The following is a 22192-nucleotide window of genomic DNA, read 5'->3' on the forward strand; positions in this document are numbered from 1 at the left end:
CCACGATTGCGGGCACGGGGGTGCATGGCAATGGTTGGCTACGTCCTGAAGCGCATCCTGATGGTGCTCGCCGGCTATCTGGTCGCAGTGCTCGTCGGGTTGATCGCCGTCGTAACGATCTATGCGATCCTGAGCGCAGTGCCCAACGCGCCGGCCTATTTCGACCTTATGGGGATTACGCCCATCGCGGTGCTGGTCGTGCCGCCTCTCGGCATGTTCGTCTATTTCCTGACGATCGTGGTCACCGGCATGCAGACACTGGTCTTTGCCCTGATTGCCGAGTTCTTTTCGCTGCGAAGCTTCTGGTTGCACATGCTGTTCGGCGGCGTGGCGGCGGCCGCCGGCTTCATGCTGCTCTGGCCCGGCGCGCCCGACGATCCGGAACGCTGGGCCGACATGGGCATCGTTGTCGCGGCCGGGCTGGTGGCCGGATTCGTCTATTGGCTGATCGCCGGACGCGACGCCGGTTTCAGGCGCCCGCTCATCGAGCGCTTAGGTTGACGGTGCGCGCACCGCTTCGGTCGCATCCAGCGCCTGCATCAGCTTCGAATCGCGATCGTAGACGTCGTCGAAATATTCGACCTTGCCCGACATGTCCGGCCAAGCGGTGAAATATGCGACATAGACCGGGATGACGCGCGTGACATTTTCGGTCGAATGGCCGTGTTTCAGCTTCTCGGCGACATAGTCTACCGAGGTGCCGAGCACCGCGGCCGCCATGCCGCGTGGATCCTGCAGGCGGATGCAGCCGTGGCTCAGCGCACGCATGTCGCGCTCGAAGAACGACTTCTGCGGCGTGTCGTGCATGTAGATGGCGTGCTTGTTGGGGAAGAGTATCTTCAGTTCGCCGAGCGCATTGGCCTCGCTCGGCTGCTGGCGCACGCTGAATGGAATTTTGGAGCCGTAGGCGCCCCAGTCCACCGCGGCCGAGGGAATTCGCCTGCCGCTGGAATCTGCCACCTCATAGCCGGCGCGGTCGAGATAGCCCGGATCGCTGCGCAGCCGCGGCAGCATCTCGTTGACGATGATCGACTGCGGCACGCCCCAGTAGGGATGGTAATCGACCTGCTTGATCTGATTGTAGAAAAAGGCGGTCTGGTTGGTGACCTTGCCGATGACCGCGCGGGTCTTCAGCTTCTCCTCGCCATTGTCGATGTAGCTTGCGGTGAAGGCCGGTTGGTTGATGAAGACGCGCGGGCTGCCAAGGTCGGAGGGTAGCCAGCGCAGCTCTTCGAGCGCGACCCTGACCTTCTCGATCTTGTCGGCCTTGGAGGTTCCCGCAAGCGAGGCGACCGTGCGCGGACCGATGACGCCGTCGCCCTTCATGCCGGCCCGCTGCTGCACCGCCTTGATCACCGGCACCAGTTCGGGATCGTAAATCTCGCTCTTGCCAAGTCTGGCGAGGGTTTCGCCATAATCACCGCCCATCTCGTCATCGAGATTGCGCGCGATCAGCGTCAAAAGCTTGGGCAGTTCCGGGCTGCTTTCGCCTGGCTTGAGTAGCAGCTTCGGATCGACGACGATCTCGTTCTCCTCGCTTGCTTCGAGCGATTCCAGTTCGACGCGCAGCGCCTGGTATTCCGGGTTCTGCGGGTGCCGCGATTCGAGATAGGTGCGGACCTCCTGGGTATGCGCCAGCGTCTTCAGCACGCCTTCGAGATCGAGCGGCTTGGCCGGGAAATCGTAATAGCCGGTCATGCGGTTCGGGTCGACGCGGCCGCTCTGGGCGTCGTGGGCATAGCGCAGCACGCGCGCCGACAGCGCCATCTCGAAGCGGATCATTTCCTTGGTCCGCTCTTCCGGCGTGGCGGAAGTCGTGGCCGCCGGAACGTCGACGGTGTAGTCGGCAGGTGTGAGGCCGTAGCTCGCCGCCTCGCCGAGTACCCGCACCGCATCCTGCGCCCTGCCGTTCAGCGCGCTATCGGTTAGCCAGATGAAGTCCGGATTGGCCGAATAGTAGGCGATGAGCGCCTTGGCGATGTCGGGTTCTGCGAAAAGCTCGTAGTCGCTCAGGCCAGCTACCGCATCGCGGAAGGTATTGCTCGTCACGGACGGCACAAAGGCTGCGTCCTGTGCGGTCGCGGGCTGCGGAACCGGCAGCAGCGACTTGAAGTCGACGCGTACAAGCTTGTCGGCTCTGTAGATGTTGTAGGTCGGGCTGCTGATCCTGGCACCGCCGCCGGTCCCAGGCTGTAGCTTACGTGGCGGCGGCGGAAACTCACCCTGGGGATTGTGCCGAAGGCCGCCGCCGAACAGCATGTCGAACAAGCCCTGCGCGCTCGCCGGTTGCTGTCCGAAGGCCAATGCCGCCGCGATCGCGATCGGCATGACAGCCCTTTTGTTCCCGAGGATTTTCATGCTTCACCCGCACCGGTTGCAACCGGGTCCCGTTCCGCGCCGCTAGACGGTCCCGCCCTCCGCATGGCGGATGTAAGGCGCGACTATACCGATTCATACCGATTTCGTTAAGCTTTCATAAATTTCCACGCTCTGTTGCAGAACAGTTTCACATCCTTGTGAGACCCAATGCGGCAGGGCCGCTCCGGGTTTCACAAGCGTCGATAACAATCAGGCGTTGGCGCCCCCATCGATGGTCAGCTCTGCGCCGGTGACGAAGCGTCCCTCGGGACCGGCGAGCCAGGCAACCAGGCCTGCTATCTCCTCGGCCTCGCCGAAACGCGGGGTCGCCATTTTCTGGCGCTGATGCTCGGCATGCGGCCCGTCGGCAGGGTTCATGTCGGTGTCTGTCGATCCCGGATGAACGATGTTGGCGGTGATGCCGCGCGGGCCAAGGTCCCGTGCCAGGGCTTTCGTCAGCCCGACCAGAGCCGCCTTGCTGGTCGAATAGGCGCTGAGGCCCGCGTCCGTCACGCGCTCAGCCAGATTGCTGCCGATCGAGATGATGCGGCCGCCTTCCGCCATGCGGCGGGCGGCCGCCTTGGAGGCAACGAAGGGCGCCCTCAGATTGACCTCCATGCTCTCGTCGAAGTCGGCAAGCGACAAGGTGTCGATCGGCGCCGCGCGCCAGATGCCGGCGCTGTTGACCAGGATATCGAGCCGGCCAAACGCATCCGTCGCCTGTTCGACCGCACGCGCGATCGCATCGGCATCGCGGCCGTCGGCCCTGATGGCAAGGGCGCGGCCGCCGGCCGCCTCGATCTCGTCGACGACGGCCAGCGCCTGCGCCTCGCCGGAGACATAGGTCAAGGCAACGCTCGCACCGTCGCGCGCCAACCTCTTGGCGATGGCCGCACCTATGCCGCGGCTGCCGCCGGTCACGAACGCGGCCTTGCCGCTCAGTTGCTTGGAAGACATCGATTTCTCCTTTTTGTAGTGATTGATACATAAATATCTGTCAGCCTTGCCCTGCCTCGTCAACTGAATTATGTATCGATCAACATACAAAAGGATGTCATGCCGGAAAGAGGCCGCCCTCGTTCCTTCGATCGAACCGCCGCGTTGCGGCGAGCGATGGAGGTTTTTTGGGCCAAAGGCTATGAAGGCGCTTCGCTGAGCGACCTGACGACGGCCATGGGCATCAATTCACCCAGCCTCTATGCCGCCTTTAGCAGCAAGGAAGCGCTCTTCCTCGAAGCAACCGATCTCTACACGCGGGTCGAGGGGGCGGATATCTGGACGACGCTGGAACAAGCGCCGACCGCGCGGCTGGCGATCGAGGGATTCCTGACCCGGACGGCGAAGGCCTATTCCCAGACCGATCGGCCGCAGGGCTGCCTGATCGCGCTCGGGGCCTTGCATCAGGATTCCAGCCAGGGCCCGATCTGCCATGATCTGCGCCGCCGCCGCGCCGAAAATCACATGGCGCTCAAAAGGCGTCTGGAACGTGCCGTGGCGGAAGGTGAGCTGCCTGCGGACTTCGACATCCAAACCGCCGCCACTTTTTTTTCCACCGTCCAGCACGGCATGTCGATCCAGGCGCGCGACGGCGCCACCCATGCCGCTCTTATGGCAACCGTTGCAGGCGCCATGGCGGCCTGGGCAACGATGGCCGGCGACCCGGCGTGACAAACATCGGTCCGTGACAAACCGCGGTCTTTGTGATCGAAATTCCAGCGGCCACGGCCCGGAGGATGTGCAGTGAAGAAGGGATATCGCGAGCTTCTCGACGAGGCGAATGCCGAGATCGAGGTGGTGTCGCCTGAGGAAGCGGCCGGGCTGCTGGAGGATGACGGCACGATCTTCGTCGACCTGCGCGACCCTCGCGAGGTCGAGCGCGACGGCAAGATCCCCGGCGCGAAGCACGTGACGCGCGGCATGCTGGAATTCTGGATCGATCCGGAAAGCCCCTATCACAAACCGTTCTTCGCTTCCGGCAAGACCTTCGTCTTCTTCTGCGCCGGCGGCTGGCGCTCGGCGCTGGCGACCAAGACGGCGCAGGACATGGGGCTGACGCCGGTCAAGCACATTCTCGGCGGCTATACCGCCTGGAAGGCCGCCGGCCTACCGGTCGAGCCGGGACAGAAGAAGAAGGCCGACTGACCGGGTTTTTAGCAATTCCGGACGGAAGACGGCGGCAGGCTTTCCCGAATCTATTTTCAATGGAGCGCCGATTGGCGTTCCTCGGTGACGAAGCCCACGGCGCGGGCAACGACATCCTTGTCGGCCAGGATGCGGCGGTGGCCAAGTCCATCGGCCCAATGCAGGCGGACATGGTCGCCGGCCCCCGCATAGCGTTTTGCATGATCGGCATGGACTTCGCGATCGTCCGGCGCGTGGACGATCAGCGTCGGCACCGGCGCCTCGGCAAGCTGGCGGTCGCCGGTGAATTCGCTGAGCGGGCGCCCCGACAGATGCTTCACCCGATCCGCCATGGCGATCCGGGAGCGCGGCCCGACATTAAGCCTGTGGCTGAAATCGTCGAAGATCGCCGGCAGCGAGCTCGGCGCCGCGATCAGCACCAGTCTTTCGGCCGCCAGCGGCGGCATGCCCTTGACCGAGGCCGCAACCGCGTTGGCAGCGATCGCGCCGCCAAAGGAATGGCCGACGGCGGCGGCAAACGGGCCGAACCATTCGCCGGCGACTCGTGCCGCGTCGACCGCCGTCACCATGTTGAGATGCCGGCCGAGCGAATGGCCGTGCCCTGGCAGGTCGAGCGAGACGACCTTGTAACCGGCCTCGCGAAATCCCTCGATCAGCGCGCGCATGTATTCGGTGCGCGAGCGCCAGCCATGGATGACGAGCACCGTGCCGCGAGAGCCCCTGCCCGGCTCGGGCCGGAACTCATGCACCGCAACGCAGTCCGTCTTGGTTTTCAGACGATGATGGCGCGCCTCGGCCATGAAACCGGCAGCGCGCTCGACGGCGCGGCGCTCGCCGTCGCTCAATGCCTTCACGTTGGGCGTGCGGCAGAACAATTCAAACGCGGCGCGGCCGCTCAAACGCGGAGCGACATGCTCGGCCGCGCCGAACACGCCCCGGATGACCTTCAATCCAAATGATGCCATAGTGGCGGTCCATCCATTCGTTCAAGCATGAACATAATAGTTCAAACATGAACATTAAGCAAGAGCTGCCCTGGGACAATCCGCGCTTTCGCAACTGGGTTGCGGTGGCGCGCGCCTGCCATGTGCTGGAGCGCACGCTGGCGGTGAAGCTGGCGCCGCTCGACTTGAAGCCTGCGCAGCTCGACGTGCTGATGAACCTCTACCGCCATCCCGGCATGTCGCAGCATGACCTTGCCCGCAAGCTGCTGGTCGGCCGCTCCAACGTCACCATGCTGTTGCCGCAGTTGGAAGCCCGCGGCCTGCTGCGTCGCGAGGGCGACGAGAAGGACAAGCGCGTGCTGCGGCTGAACCTCACCAAGGCCGGCGAGGCCCTGCTGATGCGGGCGCTGAAAGTGCATATGGCGCTGATCGAGAAAGCGATGAGCCAATCGACGCCGGAACAGTGCGACATGATCGGCGAGCAGATGCGCAAGATCGCCGACGTGCTGAAAGAGGCGTGATCTCCAGGCCTGTCAGTCTCAAGTGAGGCCGGCCTCACCTGAATATCCTCACCACATCGTCTTCTTCGCCCGCTCCGGCCATTCCCTGTCGTAGGTGACGCCGTCGATGTTCTTGCGGCTGGTGATCTCGAGGATCTGGCCGGGCGTCGGCAGCGACTTCGGGTCGACGTGCTTTGCCGGGCTCCAGAGATCCGAGCGAAAGATGGCGCGGGCGCACTGGAAATAGATCGTGTCGACAGCGATGACCGTGACCGACCGCGCCGGCTTGCCGTGGACCGTGAAGGACGCGCAAAGCTCCGGGTCGGTGGTGATGTGGGCGCGGCCATTGACGCGCAGCGTGGTGCCGGAGCCGGGCACTAGAAAGAGCAGTCCGACCCGCGGATCGCGAATGATGTTCTTCAGCGAATAGGCGCGGTTGTTGCCGCGCCTGTCGGGCATCATCAGCGTCTTTTCGTCGACGAGGCGCACGAAGCCGGCAAGATCGCCGCGCGGCGAGCAGTCCAGCCCTTCCGGCCCGCTGGTCGCCAGCGCCACGAAAGGCGAGGCCTCGATGAAGGCGGCATATTCGGGAATCACATGGTCGAGTTCCTTGACGATCGAGGCCTCGCCAGGCAGCCCGTAAAGGGCCTCGAGCTGTTCGACCGATGTGATGAACGACATCTTTTTCGCCTCCTGACCTTTTGCCGGCGCTACGCCATGTCCATGACGCCTTGACGACAGCTCGTCGCCGAAGTTGAGCTTCCAGGCGCGCCAGGCTAACGATCGCGGCTCAAGCCCTTTTCCTGGAGCTCGGCAAGATAGGCATTCCAGCGCTCGTCTTTCTCATGTCCGAGCGTATGAAGATAGTTCCAGGTGAAGATGCCGGTGTCGTGGAAATCGTCGAAGGTGATGCGCACCGCATAGTTGCCGACTGGCTCGATCTTGAGGATCGCGACGTTGCGCTTGCCGGGCACGGTCACCCGCTGTTCGGGCGAATGGCCCTGCACTTCCGCCGACGGCGATGCGACGCGCAAGAGCTCCGCCGGCAGCTCGAATGGTTGATGCCCGGGAAAGGTCACGGTGAGCAGCTTGCGGTCTTTAGAGACCCTCAGTTCCTTCGGCGCCGTCATGTCTGGTCCTGCGTGAGATGGCGCCCTTCCCTACGCCGCTTCGCGCGATGCGGAAAGGCCATGCGAGGCAGCCGACATTGAATGTCGGTCGGGGGATGTTACCAAAGATCGAGACCTTCTATCTTGAATGCCGGGCTGGATCGTATCACATAGCCATATAAACGACGTCGTTCAGGCCACGGGAAACGCTTGCAATGGACATGATCGACCCCTTCGGTCGCACGATTAGCTATCTGCGCGTGTCGGTTACCGACCGCTGCGATTTCCGCTGCACCTATTGCATGGCCGAGGACATGACCTTCCTGCCGAAGAAGGATCTGTTGTCGCTCGAGGAGCTCGACCGGCTCTGCACCGTCTTCATCGAAAAGGGCGTGAGGAAGTTGAGACTCACCGGCGGCGAGCCGCTGGTGCGCAAGAACATCATGCATCTGGTTCGCCAGTTGTCGCGGCATCTGGAGAGCGGCGCGCTGGAAGAGCTGACGCTCACCACCAATGGATCGCAGCTCTCGCGCTTTGCCGCCGAACTCGCCGATTGCGGAGTGAAGCGCATCAACGTCTCGCTCGACACGCTCGATGCCGACAAATTCCGCCAGATCACCCGTTGGGGCAATTTCTCCAAGGTCATGGAAGGCATCGACGCCGCGCAGGCCGCAGGCTTGAGGGTCAAGCTCAATGCCGTGGCGCTGCGCGACTTCAACGACGCCGAAATCCCCGAGATGCTGCGCTGGGCGCATGGCCGCGGCATGGACCTGACAGTGATCGAGACCATGCCGATGGGCGAGATCGACGCCGACCGCACCGACCAGTATCTGCCGCTGTCGCTGCTGCGCGCTTCGCTGGAGCGCCAGTTCACGCTGACCGACATCCCCTACAAGACCGGCGGCCCTGCGCGCTACGTCCAGGTCGCCGAGACCGGCGGCAGGCTCGGCTTCATCACGCCGATGACGCATAATTTCTGCGAAAGCTGCAACCGCGTCCGGCTGACCTGCACCGGCACGCTCTATATGTGCCTCGGACAGGAGGACGCCGCCGATCTCAGGACGCCGCTGCGTGCGTCCGAAGGCAACGACCTGGTCAGCGAGGCGATCGACGAGGCGATCGGGCGCAAGCCGAAAGGCCATGATTTCATCATCGACCGCCGCACCAGGCGTCCATCGGTATCGCGCCACATGAGCGTCACCGGCGGCTGATTTTTTCCGGAAATTGGTGCAGGATCACCCTGGTCACTGACCTTGGGGGCACCATGACGCGACTTCATCTCATCCAGGGCGCGCCTTTGGCGATCGCCGTGTCGTCGTTGCTGGCGATTGTCACGGCAACGGCGGTTGCAAAACCATCCACCTACGTCAATGCGCGCTTCGGCACGTCCTGCACCTTTCCCGACGAGATTTTCAGCGACCGCTTGCCTGAGCCCGAAAATGGCGATGGGCAACAATGGCTCAGCGCCGATGGCGCCAGCCTGGCCTGCTCCGGCATCTACAACATCGACAACGACACGCCGAAGAGCTTCGTCGCCGGCGAAAAGGCAAACACCGGACCGGGTTACGAGATCACCTACAGCAAGACCGGGAAGAACTGGGCGGTGCTCTCCGGCGTCAAGGGCGACAGGGTGTTCTACGAGCGGCGCCTGTTCGGAAAGGACGGCGTCATCCGCAGCGTCTGGATCGAATATCCTTCGTCGCGCAAGGCGAAATACGATCCGCTGACCGGCGCGATCGCCGCCAGCCTGCGCGGCCCTTGAGGCGCGTGCGACGCATTGCAAATAAAGCCTCCGCGCGGACGTCCGCGCGATTTACCCCAGGGGCATTTGGGCCTAGCCTCCAGAAGCGATTTTTCGCATCCAGGGGGAAATCTTATGCGCAAATTCTTGGCTTCGCTTGCAATGCTTGGACTTGCATCGGTGCCGGCAGCGGCCCAGTCGATTGGCGGCACCTATACCGTCTCCGGCACCAATTTCGAAGGCTCGTCATATGGTGGCGAGGCAACGATCACGCTCACCAGCGAGACGACCTGCACCATCCATTGGGAAACCGGCGGTTCGACCTCGGACGGTATCTGCATGCGCAACGACAATGCCTTTTCGGCAGGCTATGTGATGGGCAAGGAAATCGGTCTCGTGGTCTACAAGGTGGAGAAGGACGGCACGCTGCACGGCCTGTGGACTATCGCCGGCCAGGACGGCAACGGCACCGAAGTGCTGACGCCGAAATAAGCATTCAGCAATTGCAACCGATATTGCGGGCCGCGGGAAAAACCTGTGGCCCACTTCTTTGACGTTGCTGTTTTGCTGCCTGCTGCTAGAGGCTTGGCGCAGAACATAACCCGGAAACGCCCTTGCCTCTTTCGCCCAATCTTCGCGGCGCGCTGTTCATGGTCGTGGCCATGATCGGCTTCACCCTCAACGACGCGATCACCAAATTCTCTTCCGAATCGATGAACATGGCGCAGGTCATGCTCGTGCGGGGTGCCTTCGCATCGCTCTTCGTCGGCCTGCTCGCCTGGCATCGCGGCGCGCTTGCCCGCCCCGGCGCCATGCTGCAGCCGATGGTCGCGGTGCGCGTCGCCGGCGAAGCCGGTGCCACCGTCTCGTTCCTGATCGCCCTTGCCCATCTGCCGATCGCCAATGTCTCGGCCGTCTTGCAGGCGCTGCCGCTGGCCGTGACGATGGGGGCCGCACTTTTCTTCGGCGAAGGCGTCGGTTGGCGGCGCTGGCTCGCCATTGCCGTCGGTTTTGCCGGCGTGCTGATCATCGTGCGGCCGGGCTTCGAGGGCTTTAGCGTCTATTCGCTGCCGGCGCTGGCGAGCGTCGCCTGCTGCGCGGTGCGCGATCTCGCCACCAAGCGCATCCCGCAGGCGATCCCGACCATGCTGGTGTCGACGGCGACGGCGCTCGCCATGACCGTGCTCGGCGCGCTGCTGCTGTCGCCGATGGGCGGCTGGACGCCGATGTCCGGCAGGGCAACCGCGCTGCTGGCGCTGGCGGCGGTGCTAGTGCTCATCGGCTACCAGTTCATCATCATGGCGATGCGCTCGGGGGACATCTCCTTCATCGCGCCGTTCCGCTATACGGCGTTGCTCTGGTCGATCCTGCTTGGCCTCGTCGTCTTCGGCGACGTCCCCGACCTGCCGATGATCGTCGGCGCCGCGATCATCATCGGCTCCGGCCTCTATGCGCTCTATCGCGAGCGTATTGTCGGCAGGCGGCAGCCTGCCGCCGAAAGCGCTGGACCGGACATGGCGCCGGACGGCATATAGGCCCGATGGACCGGAGCATTGCTGGCATCATCCTGGCGGGAGGCCAGTCGCGCCGAATGGGCGGTGGCGACAAGCCTCTGCTTTCGCTGGGCAAAGGCAAGCTGATCGACCACGTCGCCGCGCGTCTCAAACCGCAGGTCGGCACGCTGGCGCTCAACGCCAACGGCGATCCGGCGCGGTTTGCCGGCACGGACCTTCCGGTGCTTGCCGACACGATACCAGGCTACGCCGGCCCGTTGGCCGGCATCCTCACGGGCCTCGAATGGGCGGCCGACAACACGGCTTGCCGGTCGCTGGTGAGCGCGGCTGGCGACACGCCGTTCTTCCCCGGCGATCTCGTCGAACGATTGGCCGCCGCGGCCGACAAGCAGCCAGGCAGGATTGCCGTCGCCGTTTCCGACGGGAGGCGGCATCCAACTTTCGCCCTGTGGCCTCTTGGCCTCGGCAATGCCCTGCGCCATTTCCTGGTCGAGGAAGACAATCGCCGGGTTTCCGCCTTCATGGAGCGGCACGGTTTCGTCCTGGTGGAGTTTCCGATGATCGAGGCCGAAGGGCTGCGGATCGACCCGTTCTTCAATATCAACACGCCGGACGATCTTGCGCAGGCCGATCGTCTGTTGCAAAGCCTCCAATCATGAGACGCGTGTTCGGCATCACCGGCTGGAAGAACTCCGGCAAGACGACACTGACCGAGAAGCTGGTCGCAGAACTGGCGCGGCGCGGCTGGACGGTCTCGACCGTGAAGCATGCTCATCATGACTTCGACATCGACAAGCCGGGCACGGACTCCTTCCGCCACCGGCAGGCCGGCGCCACCGAGGTCGCGGTCGTCTCAGGCCGGCGCTGGGCGCTGATGCACGAACTGCGAAACGAGGACGAGCCGTCGCTGGACGACATCCTGTCGCGTCTGGCGCCCTCGAATGTCGTGCTGGTCGAAGGGTACAAACGCGAAGCACACAAGAAAATCGAAGCGAGACGGCTCGACGCCAAGGACAGGACGCCGCTTTCGGCCGGCGATCCGAACATCGTCGCCATCGCCGCGGATTTCAAAGTCGAAGGCGAGAGCCTGCCGGTTTTCGACCTCGACGACACGAAATCGATAGCCGACTTTGTCGAGCGCGCGACCGGCCTCGTTGCTCAGGGCAAGTAACGCAACGGCATTCGGCGATTGTCGTTTGCTGTTGATTTGCAGTTGCTTTTTTCTTGGAAAGAGTGGGAGTATCCCACGCAGCGGGCGGTCAAGAAGCCCCGCCCACAAGAGCCGCGCGGGACAGCGGCCAAGACAATATGAGAGGATTATCATGCGTATTGCACTGCGTATCGCGCTTGCCGCTTCGGCCGCGCTACTGGCGATTGGCGTCGCCCAGGCTCAGGAAAAGACCCTGAGGATCGGGACCGAAGGCGCGTATCCGCCCTTCAACAACTTGACCTCGGACGGCCAGTTGGTCGGCTTCGACATCGACATCGCCAAGGCCCTCTGCGACGAGATGAAGGTGAAGTGCACCTTCGTCGCGCAGGACTGGGACGGCATCATCCCGGCGCTCCAGGCCGGCAAGTTCGACGCCATCGTCGCGTCGATGTCGATCACGCCCGAGCGTCAGGAGAAGGTCGATTTCACCCACAAATACTACAACACGCCCTCGGCGATCGCCGTCGCCAAGGACAGCAACATCAAGGGCGTGACCAAGGAAGATCTCGCCGGCAAGTCGATCGGCGTCGCCACCACGACGACGCATTTCAACTATGCCTCGAAGACCTATACCGACAGCACGATCAAGGGCTATCCGAGCAGCCCCGAGGAACAGGCCGATCTTGCCAATGGCCGTCTCGATGCCATTGAGGACGACATCGTCGTGCTGCAGCAATGGCTGGATTCGCCTGACGGCGCCTGCTGCAAGATCCTCGGCCAGCCCTCGCCGCAACCGGTCGAGATCTTCGGACCTGGCGCCGGCATCGCCGTGCGCAAGGGCGAGACCGACCTGGTCAACAAGCTGAATGCCGCGATCGACGCCATCCGCGCCAACGGAAAGTACAAGGAAATCAACGACAAATACTTCAAGTTCGACGTCTACGGCGCCGAGTCCTGATCATTGCGCTCAGGGCGGTGAGGAAGACCTCACCGCCCTTCCTTCATTCCGGGATCACCACGGAGACACGCCCCGCCAATGCCGGCCCAGAGCATTTGGACACTTCTCAGTTGGGGGCCCGATGGCTGGATTGACGATATCGCTTCCGGCGTGCTGGTCACGATTGCGCTGGCGCTTGCCACGCTGCCCATCGGCTTGACGATCGGCTTTTTCGTCGCCTTCGCCAAACAGCAAGAAGAGCCCTCGCTGCGGCTCGCGGCCAACATCTACACCACCGTGTTTCGCGGCCTGCCCGAACTGGTGACGCTGTTCCTGTTTTTCTTCGGCATGCCGCTCCTGCTGCAGCATCTCATCCGCTTGTTTTGGCCCGAAGCAACGGTCGATGTGAATGGCTTCATTGCCGGCATGATCGTGCTGTCGCTGATCTTCTCGTCCTATGCCAGCGAGGTTTTTCTCTCGGCCTTCCGCGCCATCCACAAGGGGCAGTACGAGGGCGGCTACGCCATCGGCCTGTCCAAATGGCAGACGATGCGACTGGTGATCCTGCCGCAATTGCTGCGCATCGCTTTCCCCGGCCTCGAGAATTGCTGGCTGAGCCTGCTCAAGGACACGTCGCTGGTGTCCGTCGTGAATCTCGCAGAGACGCTGCGAAACGCCAGTGTCGCCGCCCGCGTCACCAAGCATGCCTTCCTCTTCTACAGCGTCGCCGCTCTGGTCTTCCTTCTGCTGGCCATTCTGTCGTCGATCGCCACGGGGTACATTCTTCGCTCGCTCGGCCGAAGGGAGGCACGATGAGCGTCAGCCAGGCCATAGCCGTCGACAGGCCGCCGCCCCTGGCCCGCTTCTGGCCGCGCGCCCGCATCGTGGGCTATGCGCTCGTCGGTCTCTGGACCCTCTTCGGCCTCGGCATCCTTGCCTACCTGATCTTCGCCTGGAATGCCGCGTTCTTCGCCAGATACGCGCCGGCCTATCTGCGAGGGCTGGGAACCACTCTGTCGCTCGTGGCCATTTCGATGGTGGCCGGCGCTATTCTCTCGCTGCCAGTCGCCTACGGGCGGATGTCCAAGAGCCGAATCCTGTCCGGATTGGCCTATTGCTACGTCTATTTCTTCCGCGGCACCCCGCTGCTCGTGCAGACCTATCTGGTCTATTACGGCATCGGCTCGTTCCGGCCGGAGCTGCAAACCGTCGGGCTGTGGTGGTTCTTCCGCGAGGCGTTCTACTGCGGCGTCTTTGCCTTCTCGCTCAATACCGCCGCCTACCAGGCCGAAATCCTGCGCGGCGCCATTGAAAGCGTTCCGCGGGGCCAATGGGAAGGCGCCGCTTCGCTCGGCCTGCACAAGCTGCACACGCTGCGCAAGGTCATCATGCCGCAGGCGATCATCGTGGCGCTGCGGCCTTACGGCAACGAGCTCATCCTGATGATCAAGGCTTCGGCGATCGTTGCCATCATCACGGTCTACGACCTCATGGGCAACGCGAAGCTCGCCTATGCAAACTCCTTCGACATCCAGGCCTACATCTGGGTGGCAATCGTCTATCTGGTGATGGTCGAGATCCTGCGCCACGGCGTCGAATGGATCGAGCGCCGGATCACCATTCACCTCAAACGATAGAGCGCCTAAGCAATTCCAGGAAACGCGCGTAGCGGTTTTCCGTCCGGAATTGCCGAAAACAAAATTAGAGCGGCTCTCTAACTGAACCGCTCTGGCTCTTGCCTGCACCAGTCGTTGCGGCTCTGCGTGCCTTGACGAATTTTGCGCATAGCCTAGACCTTCCGCCACTGAAATCTCTGTTTTGTTGGAAGGCAGGCTTATGGCATCGGTTGCATTTCTCGGTCTTGGCGTCATGGGCTACCCGATGGCCGGGCACCTCAAGAACAAGGGCGGCCACGACGTCACTGTCTACAACCGCACCGCCGCCAAGGCCGAGCAATGGGTCGCCCGGCACGGCGGCAAGCTGGCGCTGACGCCGGCCGAAGCGGCCGAGGGCAAGGATTTTGTGTTCTCCTGCGTCGGCAATGACGACGACCTGCGCTCGGTGACGACCGGCGCCAAGGGCGCCTTCGCCGCGATGAAGAAGGGCTCCGTCTTCATCGACAACACCACGGCATCGGCCGAGGTCGCGCGCGAATTGGCCGAAGCCGCCGAGAAGGCCGGCTTTTCCTTCCTCGACGCGCCGGTGTCGGGCGGCCAGGCGGGTGCCGAGAACGGCGTACTGTCCGTGATGGTCGGCGGCGAGCAGGCTGCTTTCGACAGGGCCAGGCCCGTGATCGATGCCTATGCCCGCATGGTCGGGCTGATGGGGCCGGCGGGAGCCGGCCAGCTCACCAAGATGATCAACCAGATCACTATTGCCGCTGGCCGAGGGCATCCATTTCGGCAAGAAGGCCGGGCTCGACATCGAGAAGGTCATCGAGGTGATCTCCAAGGGCGCCGCCGGCTCCTGGCAGATGGAAAACCGCCACAAGACGATGAACGCGGGAAAATATGATTTCGGCTTTGCCGTCGACTGGATGCGCAAGGATCTCGGCATCTGTCTGGCCGAAGCCAATCGCAACGGCGCCAGGCTGCCGGTGACGGCGCTGGTCGACCAGTTCTACAAGGAAGTGCAGGACATGGGCGGCCGGCGCTGGGACACGTCCTCGCTGCTGGCCCGCTTGGAAAAATAGACGGCGATGGCGCTGCCCGATCCGAGCTGGAGCGCCGACGACATCGTCGCCTACCTGCGCTCGATCGGCAGCGGGGAAAACCGCGCCGGCATGGCGCGGTTCGGCATCAACACCGCGACCGCGCTCGGCGTCGGCAATTCCGACCTGCGGCCGCTGGCGCGCAAGCTGAAGAAGAACCACGAGCGGTCGCTGCTTCTGTGGGACATCGGCATCCGCGAGGCACGGCTGATGGCTGCCTTCACCGGCGAACCGAAGAAGGTCGATATCGCGCAATGCCGGCGCTGGGCCGCCGATTTCGACAGTTGGGAAATCGTCGACACTGTCGCCGACCTGTTTGCCGAAACGCGGTTCTGGCGTGAGCTGATCGAGGAATTCGCCGGGGACGAACGCGAATTCGTGCGCCGCACCGCCTTTGCCATGCTGGCCTGGAGTGCGGTGCATCTGAAGAAGGAGCCCGACGCGACCTTCCTCGCCTATCTGCCGCTGATCGAGAAGCATGCCGGCGATCCGCGCAACTTCGTGAAGAAGGCGGTGAACTGGGCGCTGCGGCAGGTCGGCAAGCGATCCATCGCGCTGCACGCCCCTGCCCTTGCGCTTGCAGAAAAATTGGCGGCGTCGTCCGACAGGACGGCGCGCTGGATCGGCAAGGACGCTGTCAAGGAACTGACCGATGCCAAACAGCTCGAACGGCTCGCGGCCGGAAAGGCTTGATCCCGGCCGTATCCGCTTCATCGAGGTGACGCGGGAAACACGCGGGCGCTTCGAGGATCTGTTCGAGCAGCCCGGCGCGCCCAAATATTGCTGGTGCATGGCCTGGCGCCATTCCAGCCGCGAGCACATCCAGAACGACGAGAAGAAGCGCATGATGACGGCGCTGATCGATGTCGGCACTCCCGTCGGCATCGTCGCGGAGCTCGACGGCAAGATGGTCGGCTGGTGCTCGGTCGCGCCGCGCGAGACCTACCGCAGGCTTTCGAAACAGCAAGACGACAGCGAGACAGGCGTCTGGTCGATCGTCTGCTTCTATGTGCCGAGAGCCTTGCGCGGCACCGGCCTGGCCTCCGCTTTGCTCGATGCCGCGATCGAGCATGCCTTCGCCAAGGGGGCGCGTGTTATCGAAGCCTATCCGGTCGACGAGGCTGCCCCGAGCTATCGGTTCATGGGTTTTCGCGACATGTTCACCGCTCGTGGATTTCAAGAGATCGGCACCGCGGGCGCACGCCGGCGTGTGATGCGGCTGAGCCGTTAAGCTGGAACAGTCACAACGCTTTTACTCGATTCCGGCGATGGACTGGCGGAGGATAGAGCGACCATGAAAAACCGTGTCATATCACCTGCGACGCTGGCGGCCGCGCTCGTGCTCGCTGCCACCGGAGCCGGTGCCGCGGCGGAAACCGCGCATGTCTTCTGGAAAGATCTGCGCCCGCCGACGCAGGCGGTCGCCGAGGACGCCAACCTGCCGATGATCGCGGCCAAACTAGCCGACCATGGCGAGACGCTGTCGCTCGATCTGCAGGACAAGACCATTCAATTGGCCGGCTATGCATTGCCGGTCGATCGCGAAGGCGATCTCGTCTATCAGTTCCTGCTGGTGCCGTGGACGGGCGCCTGCAGCCACATGCCGACGCCGCCGCCCAACCAGATCGTGCTGGTGACGCCGGCGCATCCTTACAGGATGGCGAAGGCCTATCAACCGGTCTCCGTCACCGGCGTTCTCAAACCCGGCATGGAGAAGAGCCAGCTCTTCATTCTCGACGGCGTCTCGATCGTCCAGTCAGGCTACACTGTCCGCAAGGCGGACGTGGCTAATGTCGACTCGGTGCCCGACAGCGTCACGCTGCCGGTCAGCTCGCCGTGGAATTTCCTCAACAAAAAGAATAACTAAATCTCGCTGCTTCGGGCATAGCGAGAAGCAGCGAGCGCCCGAGGATCAGGCCGCGTTGGCGCCCGACTCCTTGTCCAGGATCATGTAGTCGAGCGGGATCTCGGTCGTGTATTTGATCTGCTCCATGGCGAAGGACGACGACACGTCGCGGATCTCGATCTTGGCGATCAGCCGCTTGTAGAAGGCGTCGTAAGCGGCAATGTCGGGCACAACCACGCGCAACAGATAATCGACGTCGCCGCTCATGCGGTAGAACTCGACCACCTCCGGAAATTCCTGGATGACCTCGGAGAAGCGCCGCAGCCATTCATGGCTGTGCGAATTGGTGCGGATCGACACGAAGACGGTGACACGCACATTGACCCTCTCATGGTCGAGAATCGCCACGCGCCGCTTGATGACGCCCTCTTCCTCGAGTTTCTGGATGCGCCGCCAGCATGGCGTGGTCGACAGGCCGACCTTCTTGGCGACGTCGGCCACCGCAAGTGTCGCGTCCTCTTGCAAGAGGCGGAGTATTTTTCGGTCAAGGCGGTCCATGGGAAACTCCAGGGGAATAGTTTCGCTATATTCCCTTTTATCGAGGCCTTTCACAAGAAAGAAATTCTGCCAACGGCGGCAAAAGCGAGTGATTTCTTGCGAGATGCCTAGTTGAGGCGATAGCGGATTTCCGACCGCAGGAACGGCAGCAAATCCATTTCAAACCATGGATTCTTCTTCAGCCAGCCGGTGTTCCGCCAGGACGGATGCGGCAGCGGCAGCACTTTCGGCCCGGCCGCCGCATCCCAGATGGCACGCCAGTTTTTGACCGTTTCCGTCAGCGAGGGTCCGCGCGCCATGCCCATATGCCAGGACTGCGCATAACCGCCGATCGTCAGCACCAGATCGATTTGCGGCATCAGCGCCATAAGATCGGCGCGCCAGGCCGTGGCGCATTCGCGGCGCGGCGGCAGGTCGGCGCCCTTGGCGTCCTGACCGGGAAAGCAGAAACCCATCGGCACGATGGCGAATTTATTTGTGTCGTAGAATTCTTCGCTGCTGACGCCGAGCCAGTTCCTCAGGCGATCCCCGGAAGCGTCGGTGAACGGCATGCCCGATATGTGGACCTTGGTGCCCGGCGCCTGGCCGGCAAGCAGGATGCGGGCGCTCGATGATGGCCTCAGCACCGGCCGCGGCTCGTGCGGCAGGGGCCGGCCGCGCGGATGCTCTATGCAGATGCGGCAGGCCCGTGCTCTCGCGGTAAGGCTCTCCAGTGCCTCGCTGATGTCCGGCGGGTTGTCCAAAAGCCAAGCCTCAGGCAGAAGCGCTTGGCCGGCTGGAGAGCGCCGCATGCCAGCGCAGCACGTTCGCGCAGTCCTCGGGAACCTTGATGCGGGCCGGCTTCATGAAATCGACGGCGATCATCCCGGTAATGTCGGCGACCGAATAGGCATCGCCGGCGGCGAATTCCCTGTCCGCCAGCTCGCGGTCGAGGAGATGCAGGAATTCGATCGCCTTGGGCTTGTTGGCCTCGCCCCATTCCGGGATCTGCGGCACCTCCCACTCCTTCATCGCCGGATGGATATGCCGGAAGGCAGCGGCCACGCAGCTTAGGAGGTTGAACTCCATGCGCCTTTGCCACATCTCGACCTTGGCCTTGCCAAGAGCTCCCGTTCCGAACAGGGCGGGCTCGGGATGCAGCTCTTCGAAGAAGCGGCAGATGGCGATGGATTCGGTAATGACGGTGCCGTCATCCAGTTCGAGCACCGGCAGCCGCCTGAGCGGATTGCGCGACGCCACCGGCTGCTCGCGATGCTCCAGCGCGCCCATGTCGACAGGCACCAGCGGAACGGTGAGCCCCTTCTCCGCCAGGAAGACCCGGACCCGCCGGGGGTTTGGCGCGCGACCGCCGTCGAACAGCTTCATTCCATTCTCCTCTCTTCCACCCCGATCATAGGGCGCCCTTCCGGGTATCGCCAGAAGCGGCATCACCAGAAGCGAACAAGCTCGCGCAGCGCATCGCCGAGAGAAGCCAGCGCGCCGTGCGTCCTCTCGACCGGTTGATCGTGATGGCTGTCGCGCCAATCCTGCGGCTCGTCGAAGTATCCGGCCCAGATGCCGACCTTGGCGGCCCGCGCGGTCGCCTCCTCGGTTTCGAAGTCGCCAAAAGCGACCGCCCATCCAGCCTGCACTTGCGCACGGTTGAGGTCCGTGTCGCCAGCCTTGCAGTCGCCGAGCAGCCGGCCGTAGCGGTCGCGCTGCCAGCCGCTGCAGGAAACCTGCCTGTTGGCGATCAGCCGCGCCAGCGACTGCCGCGCGAGCTTGCCGCAAGGGTAGTCGGCGCCGCCCTTGCGGCATGTCTGTGTGTATTCCGGCGCGTCGATGCCGCGCATGCGGATGCGCTCGGCACCGAGCGTGATCGAATCGCCGTCGTTGACGATGGCCGTGCCTTGCTCCTTGCGCGTCTCGAAACGATCGAGCCGCGCCGCCACCAGGATGAACAGGCCAAGCAGGACCGCGGTCAGCCCGTAATCCAGCAGCCTGCGCCAAAGGCTTCGCGGAGGCCGCGGAACATAGCGCCGGCGCGGTCCTCGCGGCCAGGAACGGCTCATATGGCAAACAGTCTCTTAATCATTCGAACGTAGCTTAACGAACTGAAAATCGCTGCGCGCGGAAATTGAACTTGCATGCCTTTGCTACGCTCGGACACAGCGGACAAATTCATTGTGGACCGCAGGAAACCGCATCGCAACAGCGATGTGGCGCGCGCGGTGCGCAGGACGCGTGACCGTCTTTCGCAGCAGGCCGGCAGCCTCGACTTCGACCGGGAACTGCTGAAGCTGCACGCCCGCGCCATGGTGGTCAGCGCGGCCGCAATCCCGCTGCTCGTTCTCACCGTGGCGGCAGTCGGCCGCTTTGCCGGCCTGGGCAATCAGGTCGCCATCTGGGCTCTCTTCACCCTGCTCTGCTACACCATCGTTGCTTTCATGGCGCGGCGTGTCGAGCGCACGGAAGCCGCCGAGCTCGACCCCGTGCAAACGCGCCGCGATTTCCTGATCGGCCATTCGCTTTGCGGCCTCGGCTGGGCCTGGTTCGCATGGCTTGGCTGCGCCACGTGCCAGGTCGACCAGTTCCATGTCGTCAAGGCCATGGTGCTACTGCTCGCCATGGCGACGACCGCGGTCATGGCATCGTCGCTGGGCGGCGCCCTGCTCGCGACCTTCGCCATTCCCGTGGCGGTCTATGTCTATGCCGTCCTGCGCCTGTGGATGCCGATCGAAGGGATCATGGCGGCGCTCCTGGTCGCCGCCCTGCCCTTCTTCGGCTATGTCGCGCGCCATCTCAACCAGGCTTCGTGGATGGTGCTTTCCTTCCGCTCCGAGAAGGACGCGCTGATCGCCGAGGTGGAGACGGCGAAATCGATGTCCGACGAGGCCAGGCGGCGTGCCGAGGACGCCAATCTGGCGAAGTCGCGCTTCCTCGCCTCGATGAGCCATGAGCTCCGGACGCCGCTCAACGCCATCCTTGGCTTCTCCGAAGTGATGGCCAATGAGGTGCTCGGGCCGATGAACAACCCGACCTATCGCGACTACGCGCACGATGTGCACGAATCGGGCCAGCACCTGCTCGACCTGATCAACGAGATCCTCGACCTCTCGCGCATCGAGGCCGGCCGCTACCAGCTCAACGAGGAGCCCGTGGTGCTGGTCACCATCGTCGAGGACTGCTGCCACATGATGGAGCTGAGGGCCCGCAACAAGGACATCCGCGTCATCCAGGAGTTCGAGGCCACGCTGCCGCGCCTGTTTGGCGACGAGCGGGCCATCCGGCAGATCACGCTCAACCTGTTGTCCAATGCGATCAAGTTCGCGCCGTCGGGCGGCGAAGTGCGCGTGCGGGTCGGCTGGACCGCGGGCGGCGGCCAGTACATTTCTGTCAAGGACAACGGCCCCGGCATTCCGGACGAGGAGATCCCGGTGGTGCTTGCCGCCTTCGGCCAGGGCTCGATCGCCATCAAGAGCGCCGAACAGGGAACCGGCCTCGGCCTGCCGATCGTGCAGGGCCTGCTCGACATGCATGGCGGCGAGTTCGAGCTTCACTCCAAACTGCGCGAAGGCACCGAAGCCATCGCCATCTTCCCGCTGAGCCGGGTGATGGAAGAATTGCCTGCGCTGCCGACCAAGGCCGTCGCCGCGCGCCGGCGTTAGCTGCGGAGCGCAGTTTAGAGCCGAATCGCCGCCGCCATGCCCGAACTGGTGAGCGCTGCCGCCTTGACCAGCCCGGCGGCCAGTCCAGCCCCCACCCCTTCACCGTGATTGAGGCCGAGATCGAGCAGCGGCTCGAGCCCAAGCCGCGAGGCGACTTGGGCGTGGCCGGGTTCGGGCGACAGGCTGGCGAGCAGGCAGTGGCCGAGCGCGCCGGGATTGGCCCGGTGCAGGACCGCGGCGGCAGCCGTCGCGACGAACCCGTCGAGCAGAACGGGAATCTTTTGCATGCGAGCGGCGAGAATCGCGCCGCAGATCGCCGCGAACTCACGGCCGCCGACGCGCCGCAACGCTTCGAGCGGATCGCCGAGGCTGGCACTGTGGAAGGCCAGCGCCCGATCGACTGCCTCCGCCTTGCGCACCACCATTGCCGCATCCGCGCCCGATCCCTGCCCGACCCAGTCGGCGCCCTTACCGCCGAACAGCGCCGCGCCGAGGGCGGCTGCAACGGTTGAATTGCCGACGCCCAAATCGCCCAGGCAAAGAAGGTCGGCGCCGCCGGCGACCGCTTCCATGCCGAACGCCATGGTGGCGGCGCAGCCGCGCTCGTCGAGCGCTGCTTCCTCGGTGATGTCTCCGGTCGGAATGTCCAGCGCCAGGTCGAAGACCTTCAGGCCGAGATCGTTGGCGATGCAGACCTGGTTGATTGCCGCGCCCCCGGCGGCGCAGAGCTCGACGGCATTGGCGGTCGCCGACACCGGCCGCGGCGAGATGGCATGCCTCATCGCGCCGTGATTGCCGGCAAAGATCGCCACGAGCGGCCGGTTGACGGCCGGCGGCGCACGCCCGCTCCAGGCGGCGAGCCAGGCCGCGATGTCCTCGATCCTGCCCAGCGAGGCTTTCGGCTTGTCGGCCTTGGCAAACAGCGCCCGCACGTGGGTTTCGGCTGCGGCGTCCGCCGGCGGTAGCGTCGCCAGGAGGCTGCGGAAATCATCGAAAGGCTTTGCGGTCATGTCACTTGTGGATTTGCAGGTGAAGG

Annotated in this window: 27 protein-coding genes and 1 pseudogene; 18 read left to right on the forward strand and 10 right to left on the reverse strand. The window is 63.8% G+C overall.

Annotation, left to right across the window (positions count from 1 at the left end):
- The first annotated feature begins 30 nt into the window (after positions 1-30).
- Positions 31-501 carry a hypothetical protein gene (locus tag EH240_RS09400; protein WP_425374778.1) on the forward strand — a complete coding sequence of 157 codons (471 nt, stop codon included), beginning with the start codon at positions 31-33 and terminating at the stop codon, positions 499-501.
- On the opposite strand, the gene EH240_RS09405 is transcribed toward EH240_RS09400, so the two are convergent.
- Both EH240_RS09405 and EH240_RS09410 read right to left on the reverse strand, forming a co-directional pair.
- Positions 493-2358 (reverse strand): L,D-transpeptidase family protein, encoded by a 1866-nt coding sequence (locus EH240_RS09405; protein ID WP_124997452.1) that lies wholly within the window; start codon positions 2356-2358, stop codon positions 493-495. The two genes, EH240_RS09400 and EH240_RS09405, sit on opposite strands and share 9 nt — an antisense overlap.
- 210 nt (positions 2359-2568) lie before the next feature.
- Complete coding sequence (locus tag EH240_RS09410; protein WP_124997455.1) at positions 2569-3315, reverse strand: 3-oxoacyl-ACP reductase family protein; 747 nt, start codon at positions 3313-3315, stop codon at positions 2569-2571.
- Between the two features lie 99 nt (positions 3316-3414).
- On the opposite strand from EH240_RS09410, the gene EH240_RS09415 reads away from it, so the two are divergent.
- Both EH240_RS09415 and EH240_RS09420 read left to right on the forward strand, forming a co-directional pair.
- The gene (locus EH240_RS09415) at positions 3415-4026 is read left to right on the forward strand and encodes a TetR/AcrR family transcriptional regulator (protein WP_124997457.1); all 612 of its coding nucleotides are present in this window, start codon (positions 3415-3417) and stop codon (positions 4024-4026) included.
- Between the two features lie 72 nt (positions 4027-4098).
- Positions 4099-4500: a rhodanese-like domain-containing protein gene (locus EH240_RS09420; RefSeq protein WP_124997459.1), complete on the forward strand. Its 402-nt coding sequence runs from the start codon at positions 4099-4101 to the stop codon at positions 4498-4500.
- A gap of 56 nt (positions 4501-4556) precedes the next feature.
- On the opposite strand, the gene EH240_RS09425 is transcribed toward EH240_RS09420, so the two are convergent.
- Positions 4557-5465, reverse strand: coding sequence for an alpha/beta hydrolase (locus EH240_RS09425; protein ID WP_124997461.1), 909 nt, complete (start codon positions 5463-5465; stop codon positions 4557-4559).
- A gap of 47 nt (positions 5466-5512) precedes the next feature.
- On the opposite strand from EH240_RS09425, the gene EH240_RS09430 reads away from it, so the two are divergent.
- Positions 5513-5965 (forward strand): MarR family winged helix-turn-helix transcriptional regulator, encoded by a 453-nt coding sequence (locus EH240_RS09430; protein WP_124997463.1) that lies wholly within the window; start codon positions 5513-5515, stop codon positions 5963-5965.
- 48 nt (positions 5966-6013) lie between these two features.
- Here EH240_RS09430 and EH240_RS09435 read toward each other — a convergent pair whose 3' ends face one another.
- Both EH240_RS09435 and EH240_RS09440 read right to left on the reverse strand, forming a co-directional pair.
- Positions 6014-6625, reverse strand: a complete 612-nt coding sequence (locus tag EH240_RS09435; RefSeq protein ID WP_124997464.1) for a pyridoxamine 5'-phosphate oxidase family protein — start codon at positions 6623-6625, stop codon at positions 6014-6016.
- Between the two features lie 95 nt (positions 6626-6720).
- Entirely contained in the window at positions 6721-7074 is a 354-nt protein-coding gene (locus tag EH240_RS09440) for a gamma-butyrobetaine hydroxylase family protein (protein WP_124997466.1), read from the reverse strand.
- 194 nt (positions 7075-7268) lie between these two features.
- Between EH240_RS09440 and moaA the strand changes: the two genes are divergently transcribed.
- The 13 genes and pseudogenes from moaA (at position 7269) to EH240_RS09505 (ending at position 16972) form a co-directional block, all read left to right on the forward strand.
- Complete coding sequence (moaA, locus tag EH240_RS09445; RefSeq protein ID WP_124997468.1) at positions 7269-8264, forward strand: GTP 3',8-cyclase MoaA; 996 nt, start codon at positions 7269-7271, stop codon at positions 8262-8264.
- Between the two features lie 53 nt (positions 8265-8317).
- On the forward strand, positions 8318-8815 hold the full coding sequence (locus tag EH240_RS09450) for a hypothetical protein (protein WP_124997470.1): 498 nt from the start codon (positions 8318-8320) through the stop codon (positions 8813-8815).
- 114 nt (positions 8816-8929) lie between these two features.
- On the forward strand, positions 8930-9286 hold the full coding sequence (locus EH240_RS09455; RefSeq protein ID WP_124997472.1) for a hypothetical protein: 357 nt from the start codon (positions 8930-8932) through the stop codon (positions 9284-9286).
- Between the two features lie 122 nt (positions 9287-9408).
- Positions 9409-10329, forward strand: a complete 921-nt coding sequence (locus EH240_RS09460) for a DMT family transporter (protein ID WP_124997474.1) — start codon at positions 9409-9411, stop codon at positions 10327-10329.
- 5 nt (positions 10330-10334) lie between these two features.
- Positions 10335-10967 carry a molybdenum cofactor guanylyltransferase MobA gene (mobA, locus tag EH240_RS09465; RefSeq protein WP_124997476.1) on the forward strand — a complete coding sequence of 211 codons (633 nt, stop codon included), beginning with the start codon at positions 10335-10337 and terminating at the stop codon, positions 10965-10967.
- Positions 10964-11479: a molybdopterin-guanine dinucleotide biosynthesis protein B gene (mobB, locus tag EH240_RS09470; RefSeq protein ID WP_206075241.1), complete on the forward strand. Its 516-nt coding sequence runs from the start codon at positions 10964-10966 to the stop codon at positions 11477-11479. Before mobA ends, mobB begins: the two co-directional genes overlap by 4 nt.
- A 151-nt stretch (positions 11480-11630) precedes the next feature.
- Complete coding sequence (locus EH240_RS09475) at positions 11631-12416, forward strand: ABC transporter substrate-binding protein (protein WP_124997478.1); 786 nt, start codon at positions 11631-11633, stop codon at positions 12414-12416.
- A 78-nt stretch (positions 12417-12494) separates the two neighbouring features.
- Positions 12495-13211 carry an ABC transporter permease gene (locus EH240_RS09480; RefSeq protein WP_124997480.1) on the forward strand — a complete coding sequence of 239 codons (717 nt, stop codon included), beginning with the start codon at positions 12495-12497 and terminating at the stop codon, positions 13209-13211.
- Positions 13208-14032, forward strand: coding sequence for an ABC transporter permease (locus EH240_RS09485; protein ID WP_124997482.1), 825 nt, complete (start codon positions 13208-13210; stop codon positions 14030-14032). Before EH240_RS09480 ends, EH240_RS09485 begins: the two co-directional genes overlap by 4 nt.
- Positions 14033-14231: 199 nt before the next feature.
- Positions 14232-15087: pseudogene (locus tag EH240_RS09490) on the forward strand (NAD(P)-dependent oxidoreductase).
- Positions 15088-15093: 6 nt separating this feature from the next.
- Positions 15094-15798, forward strand: a complete 705-nt coding sequence (locus tag EH240_RS09495; RefSeq protein ID WP_124997484.1) for a DNA alkylation repair protein — start codon at positions 15094-15096, stop codon at positions 15796-15798.
- The gene (locus tag EH240_RS09500; RefSeq protein ID WP_124997486.1) at positions 15758-16336 is read left to right on the forward strand and encodes a GNAT family N-acetyltransferase; all 579 of its coding nucleotides are present in this window, start codon (positions 15758-15760) and stop codon (positions 16334-16336) included. The genes EH240_RS09495 and EH240_RS09500 overlap by 41 nt, the downstream gene beginning before the upstream one ends.
- Before the next feature lie 63 nt (positions 16337-16399).
- Complete coding sequence (locus tag EH240_RS09505) at positions 16400-16972, forward strand: DUF3299 domain-containing protein (protein WP_124997488.1); 573 nt, start codon at positions 16400-16402, stop codon at positions 16970-16972.
- Positions 16973-17017: 45 nt separating this feature from the next.
- Here the strand turns inward: EH240_RS09505 and EH240_RS09510 are convergent, their stop codons facing one another.
- From EH240_RS09510 to EH240_RS09525, 4 genes are all read right to left on the reverse strand, one after another.
- Positions 17018-17509 (reverse strand): Lrp/AsnC family transcriptional regulator, encoded by a 492-nt coding sequence (locus EH240_RS09510; protein WP_095810851.1) that lies wholly within the window; start codon positions 17507-17509, stop codon positions 17018-17020.
- 107 nt (positions 17510-17616) lie between these two features.
- Positions 17617-18252, reverse strand: coding sequence for a uracil-DNA glycosylase family protein (locus EH240_RS09515; RefSeq protein ID WP_425374779.1), 636 nt, complete (start codon positions 18250-18252; stop codon positions 17617-17619).
- Positions 18253-18262: 10 nt separating this feature from the next.
- Positions 18263-18874, reverse strand: a complete 612-nt coding sequence (locus EH240_RS09520) for a glutathione S-transferase (RefSeq protein WP_124997492.1) — start codon at positions 18872-18874, stop codon at positions 18263-18265.
- Positions 18875-18936: 62 nt separating this feature from the next.
- Positions 18937-19560 (reverse strand): thermonuclease family protein, encoded by a 624-nt coding sequence (locus tag EH240_RS09525; RefSeq protein ID WP_124997494.1) that lies wholly within the window; start codon positions 19558-19560, stop codon positions 18937-18939.
- 75 nt (positions 19561-19635) lie between these two features.
- On the opposite strand from EH240_RS09525, the gene EH240_RS09530 reads away from it, so the two are divergent.
- Positions 19636-21156, forward strand: coding sequence for a sensor histidine kinase (locus EH240_RS09530; protein ID WP_124997496.1), 1521 nt, complete (start codon positions 19636-19638; stop codon positions 21154-21156).
- A gap of 14 nt (positions 21157-21170) precedes the next feature.
- Here EH240_RS09530 and EH240_RS09535 read toward each other — a convergent pair whose 3' ends face one another.
- On the reverse strand, positions 21171-22166 hold the full coding sequence (locus EH240_RS09535; protein ID WP_124997497.1) for a nicotinate-nucleotide--dimethylbenzimidazole phosphoribosyltransferase: 996 nt from the start codon (positions 22164-22166) through the stop codon (positions 21171-21173).
- Positions 22167-22192 lie beyond the last annotated feature (26 nt).

The sequence above is a fragment of the Mesorhizobium tamadayense genome (assembly GCF_003863365.1).
GTDB classification, from domain to species: Bacteria; Pseudomonadota; Alphaproteobacteria; order Rhizobiales; family Rhizobiaceae; genus Mesorhizobium; species Mesorhizobium tamadayense.

Excerpts from the sequence above, each read along its gene's own strand:
- EH240_RS09400 (WP_425374778.1), top strand. The coding sequence starts at position 31 with ATGGTTGGCTACGTCCTGAAGCGCATCCTGATGGTGCTCGCCGGCTAT.
- EH240_RS09405 (WP_124997452.1), bottom strand. The coding sequence starts at position 2,358 with ATGAAAATCCTCGGGAACAAAAGGGCTGTCATGCCGATCGCGATCGCG.
- EH240_RS09410 (WP_124997455.1), bottom strand. The coding sequence starts at position 3,315 with ATGTCTTCCAAGCAACTGAGCGGCAAGGCCGCGTTCGTGACCGGCGGC.
- EH240_RS09415 (WP_124997457.1), top strand. The coding sequence starts at position 3,415 with ATGCCGGAAAGAGGCCGCCCTCGTTCCTTCGATCGAACCGCCGCGTTG.
- EH240_RS09425 (WP_124997461.1), bottom strand. The coding sequence starts at position 5,465 with ATGGCATCATTTGGATTGAAGGTCATCCGGGGCGTGTTCGGCGCGGCC.
- EH240_RS09430 (WP_124997463.1), top strand. The coding sequence starts at position 5,513 with ATGAACATTAAGCAAGAGCTGCCCTGGGACAATCCGCGCTTTCGCAAC.
- EH240_RS09435 (WP_124997464.1), bottom strand. The coding sequence starts at position 6,625 with ATGTCGTTCATCACATCGGTCGAACAGCTCGAGGCCCTTTACGGGCTG.
- EH240_RS09440 (WP_124997466.1), bottom strand. The coding sequence starts at position 7,074 with ATGACGGCGCCGAAGGAACTGAGGGTCTCTAAAGACCGCAAGCTGCTC.
- moaA (WP_124997468.1), top strand. The coding sequence starts at position 7,269 with ATGGACATGATCGACCCCTTCGGTCGCACGATTAGCTATCTGCGCGTG.
- EH240_RS09450 (WP_124997470.1), top strand. The coding sequence starts at position 8,318 with ATGACGCGACTTCATCTCATCCAGGGCGCGCCTTTGGCGATCGCCGTG.
- EH240_RS09455 (WP_124997472.1), top strand. The coding sequence starts at position 8,930 with ATGCGCAAATTCTTGGCTTCGCTTGCAATGCTTGGACTTGCATCGGTG.
- mobA (WP_124997476.1), top strand. The coding sequence starts at position 10,335 with ATGGACCGGAGCATTGCTGGCATCATCCTGGCGGGAGGCCAGTCGCGC.
- mobB (WP_206075241.1), top strand. The coding sequence starts at position 10,964 with ATGAGACGCGTGTTCGGCATCACCGGCTGGAAGAACTCCGGCAAGACG.
- EH240_RS09475 (WP_124997478.1), top strand. The coding sequence starts at position 11,631 with ATGCGTATTGCACTGCGTATCGCGCTTGCCGCTTCGGCCGCGCTACTG.
- EH240_RS09480 (WP_124997480.1), top strand. The coding sequence starts at position 12,495 with ATGCCGGCCCAGAGCATTTGGACACTTCTCAGTTGGGGGCCCGATGGC.
- EH240_RS09485 (WP_124997482.1), top strand. The coding sequence starts at position 13,208 with ATGAGCGTCAGCCAGGCCATAGCCGTCGACAGGCCGCCGCCCCTGGCC.
- EH240_RS09495 (WP_124997484.1), top strand. The coding sequence starts at position 15,094 with ATGGCGCTGCCCGATCCGAGCTGGAGCGCCGACGACATCGTCGCCTAC.
- EH240_RS09500 (WP_124997486.1), top strand. The coding sequence starts at position 15,758 with ATGCCAAACAGCTCGAACGGCTCGCGGCCGGAAAGGCTTGATCCCGGC.
- EH240_RS09505 (WP_124997488.1), top strand. The coding sequence starts at position 16,400 with ATGAAAAACCGTGTCATATCACCTGCGACGCTGGCGGCCGCGCTCGTG.
- EH240_RS09510 (WP_095810851.1), bottom strand. The coding sequence starts at position 17,509 with ATGGACCGCCTTGACCGAAAAATACTCCGCCTCTTGCAAGAGGACGCG.
- EH240_RS09520 (WP_124997492.1), bottom strand. The coding sequence starts at position 18,874 with ATGAAGCTGTTCGACGGCGGTCGCGCGCCAAACCCCCGGCGGGTCCGG.
- EH240_RS09525 (WP_124997494.1), bottom strand. The coding sequence starts at position 19,560 with ATGAGCCGTTCCTGGCCGCGAGGACCGCGCCGGCGCTATGTTCCGCGG.
- EH240_RS09530 (WP_124997496.1), top strand. The coding sequence starts at position 19,636 with ATGCCTTTGCTACGCTCGGACACAGCGGACAAATTCATTGTGGACCGC.
- EH240_RS09535 (WP_124997497.1), bottom strand. The coding sequence starts at position 22,166 with ATGACCGCAAAGCCTTTCGATGATTTCCGCAGCCTCCTGGCGACGCTA.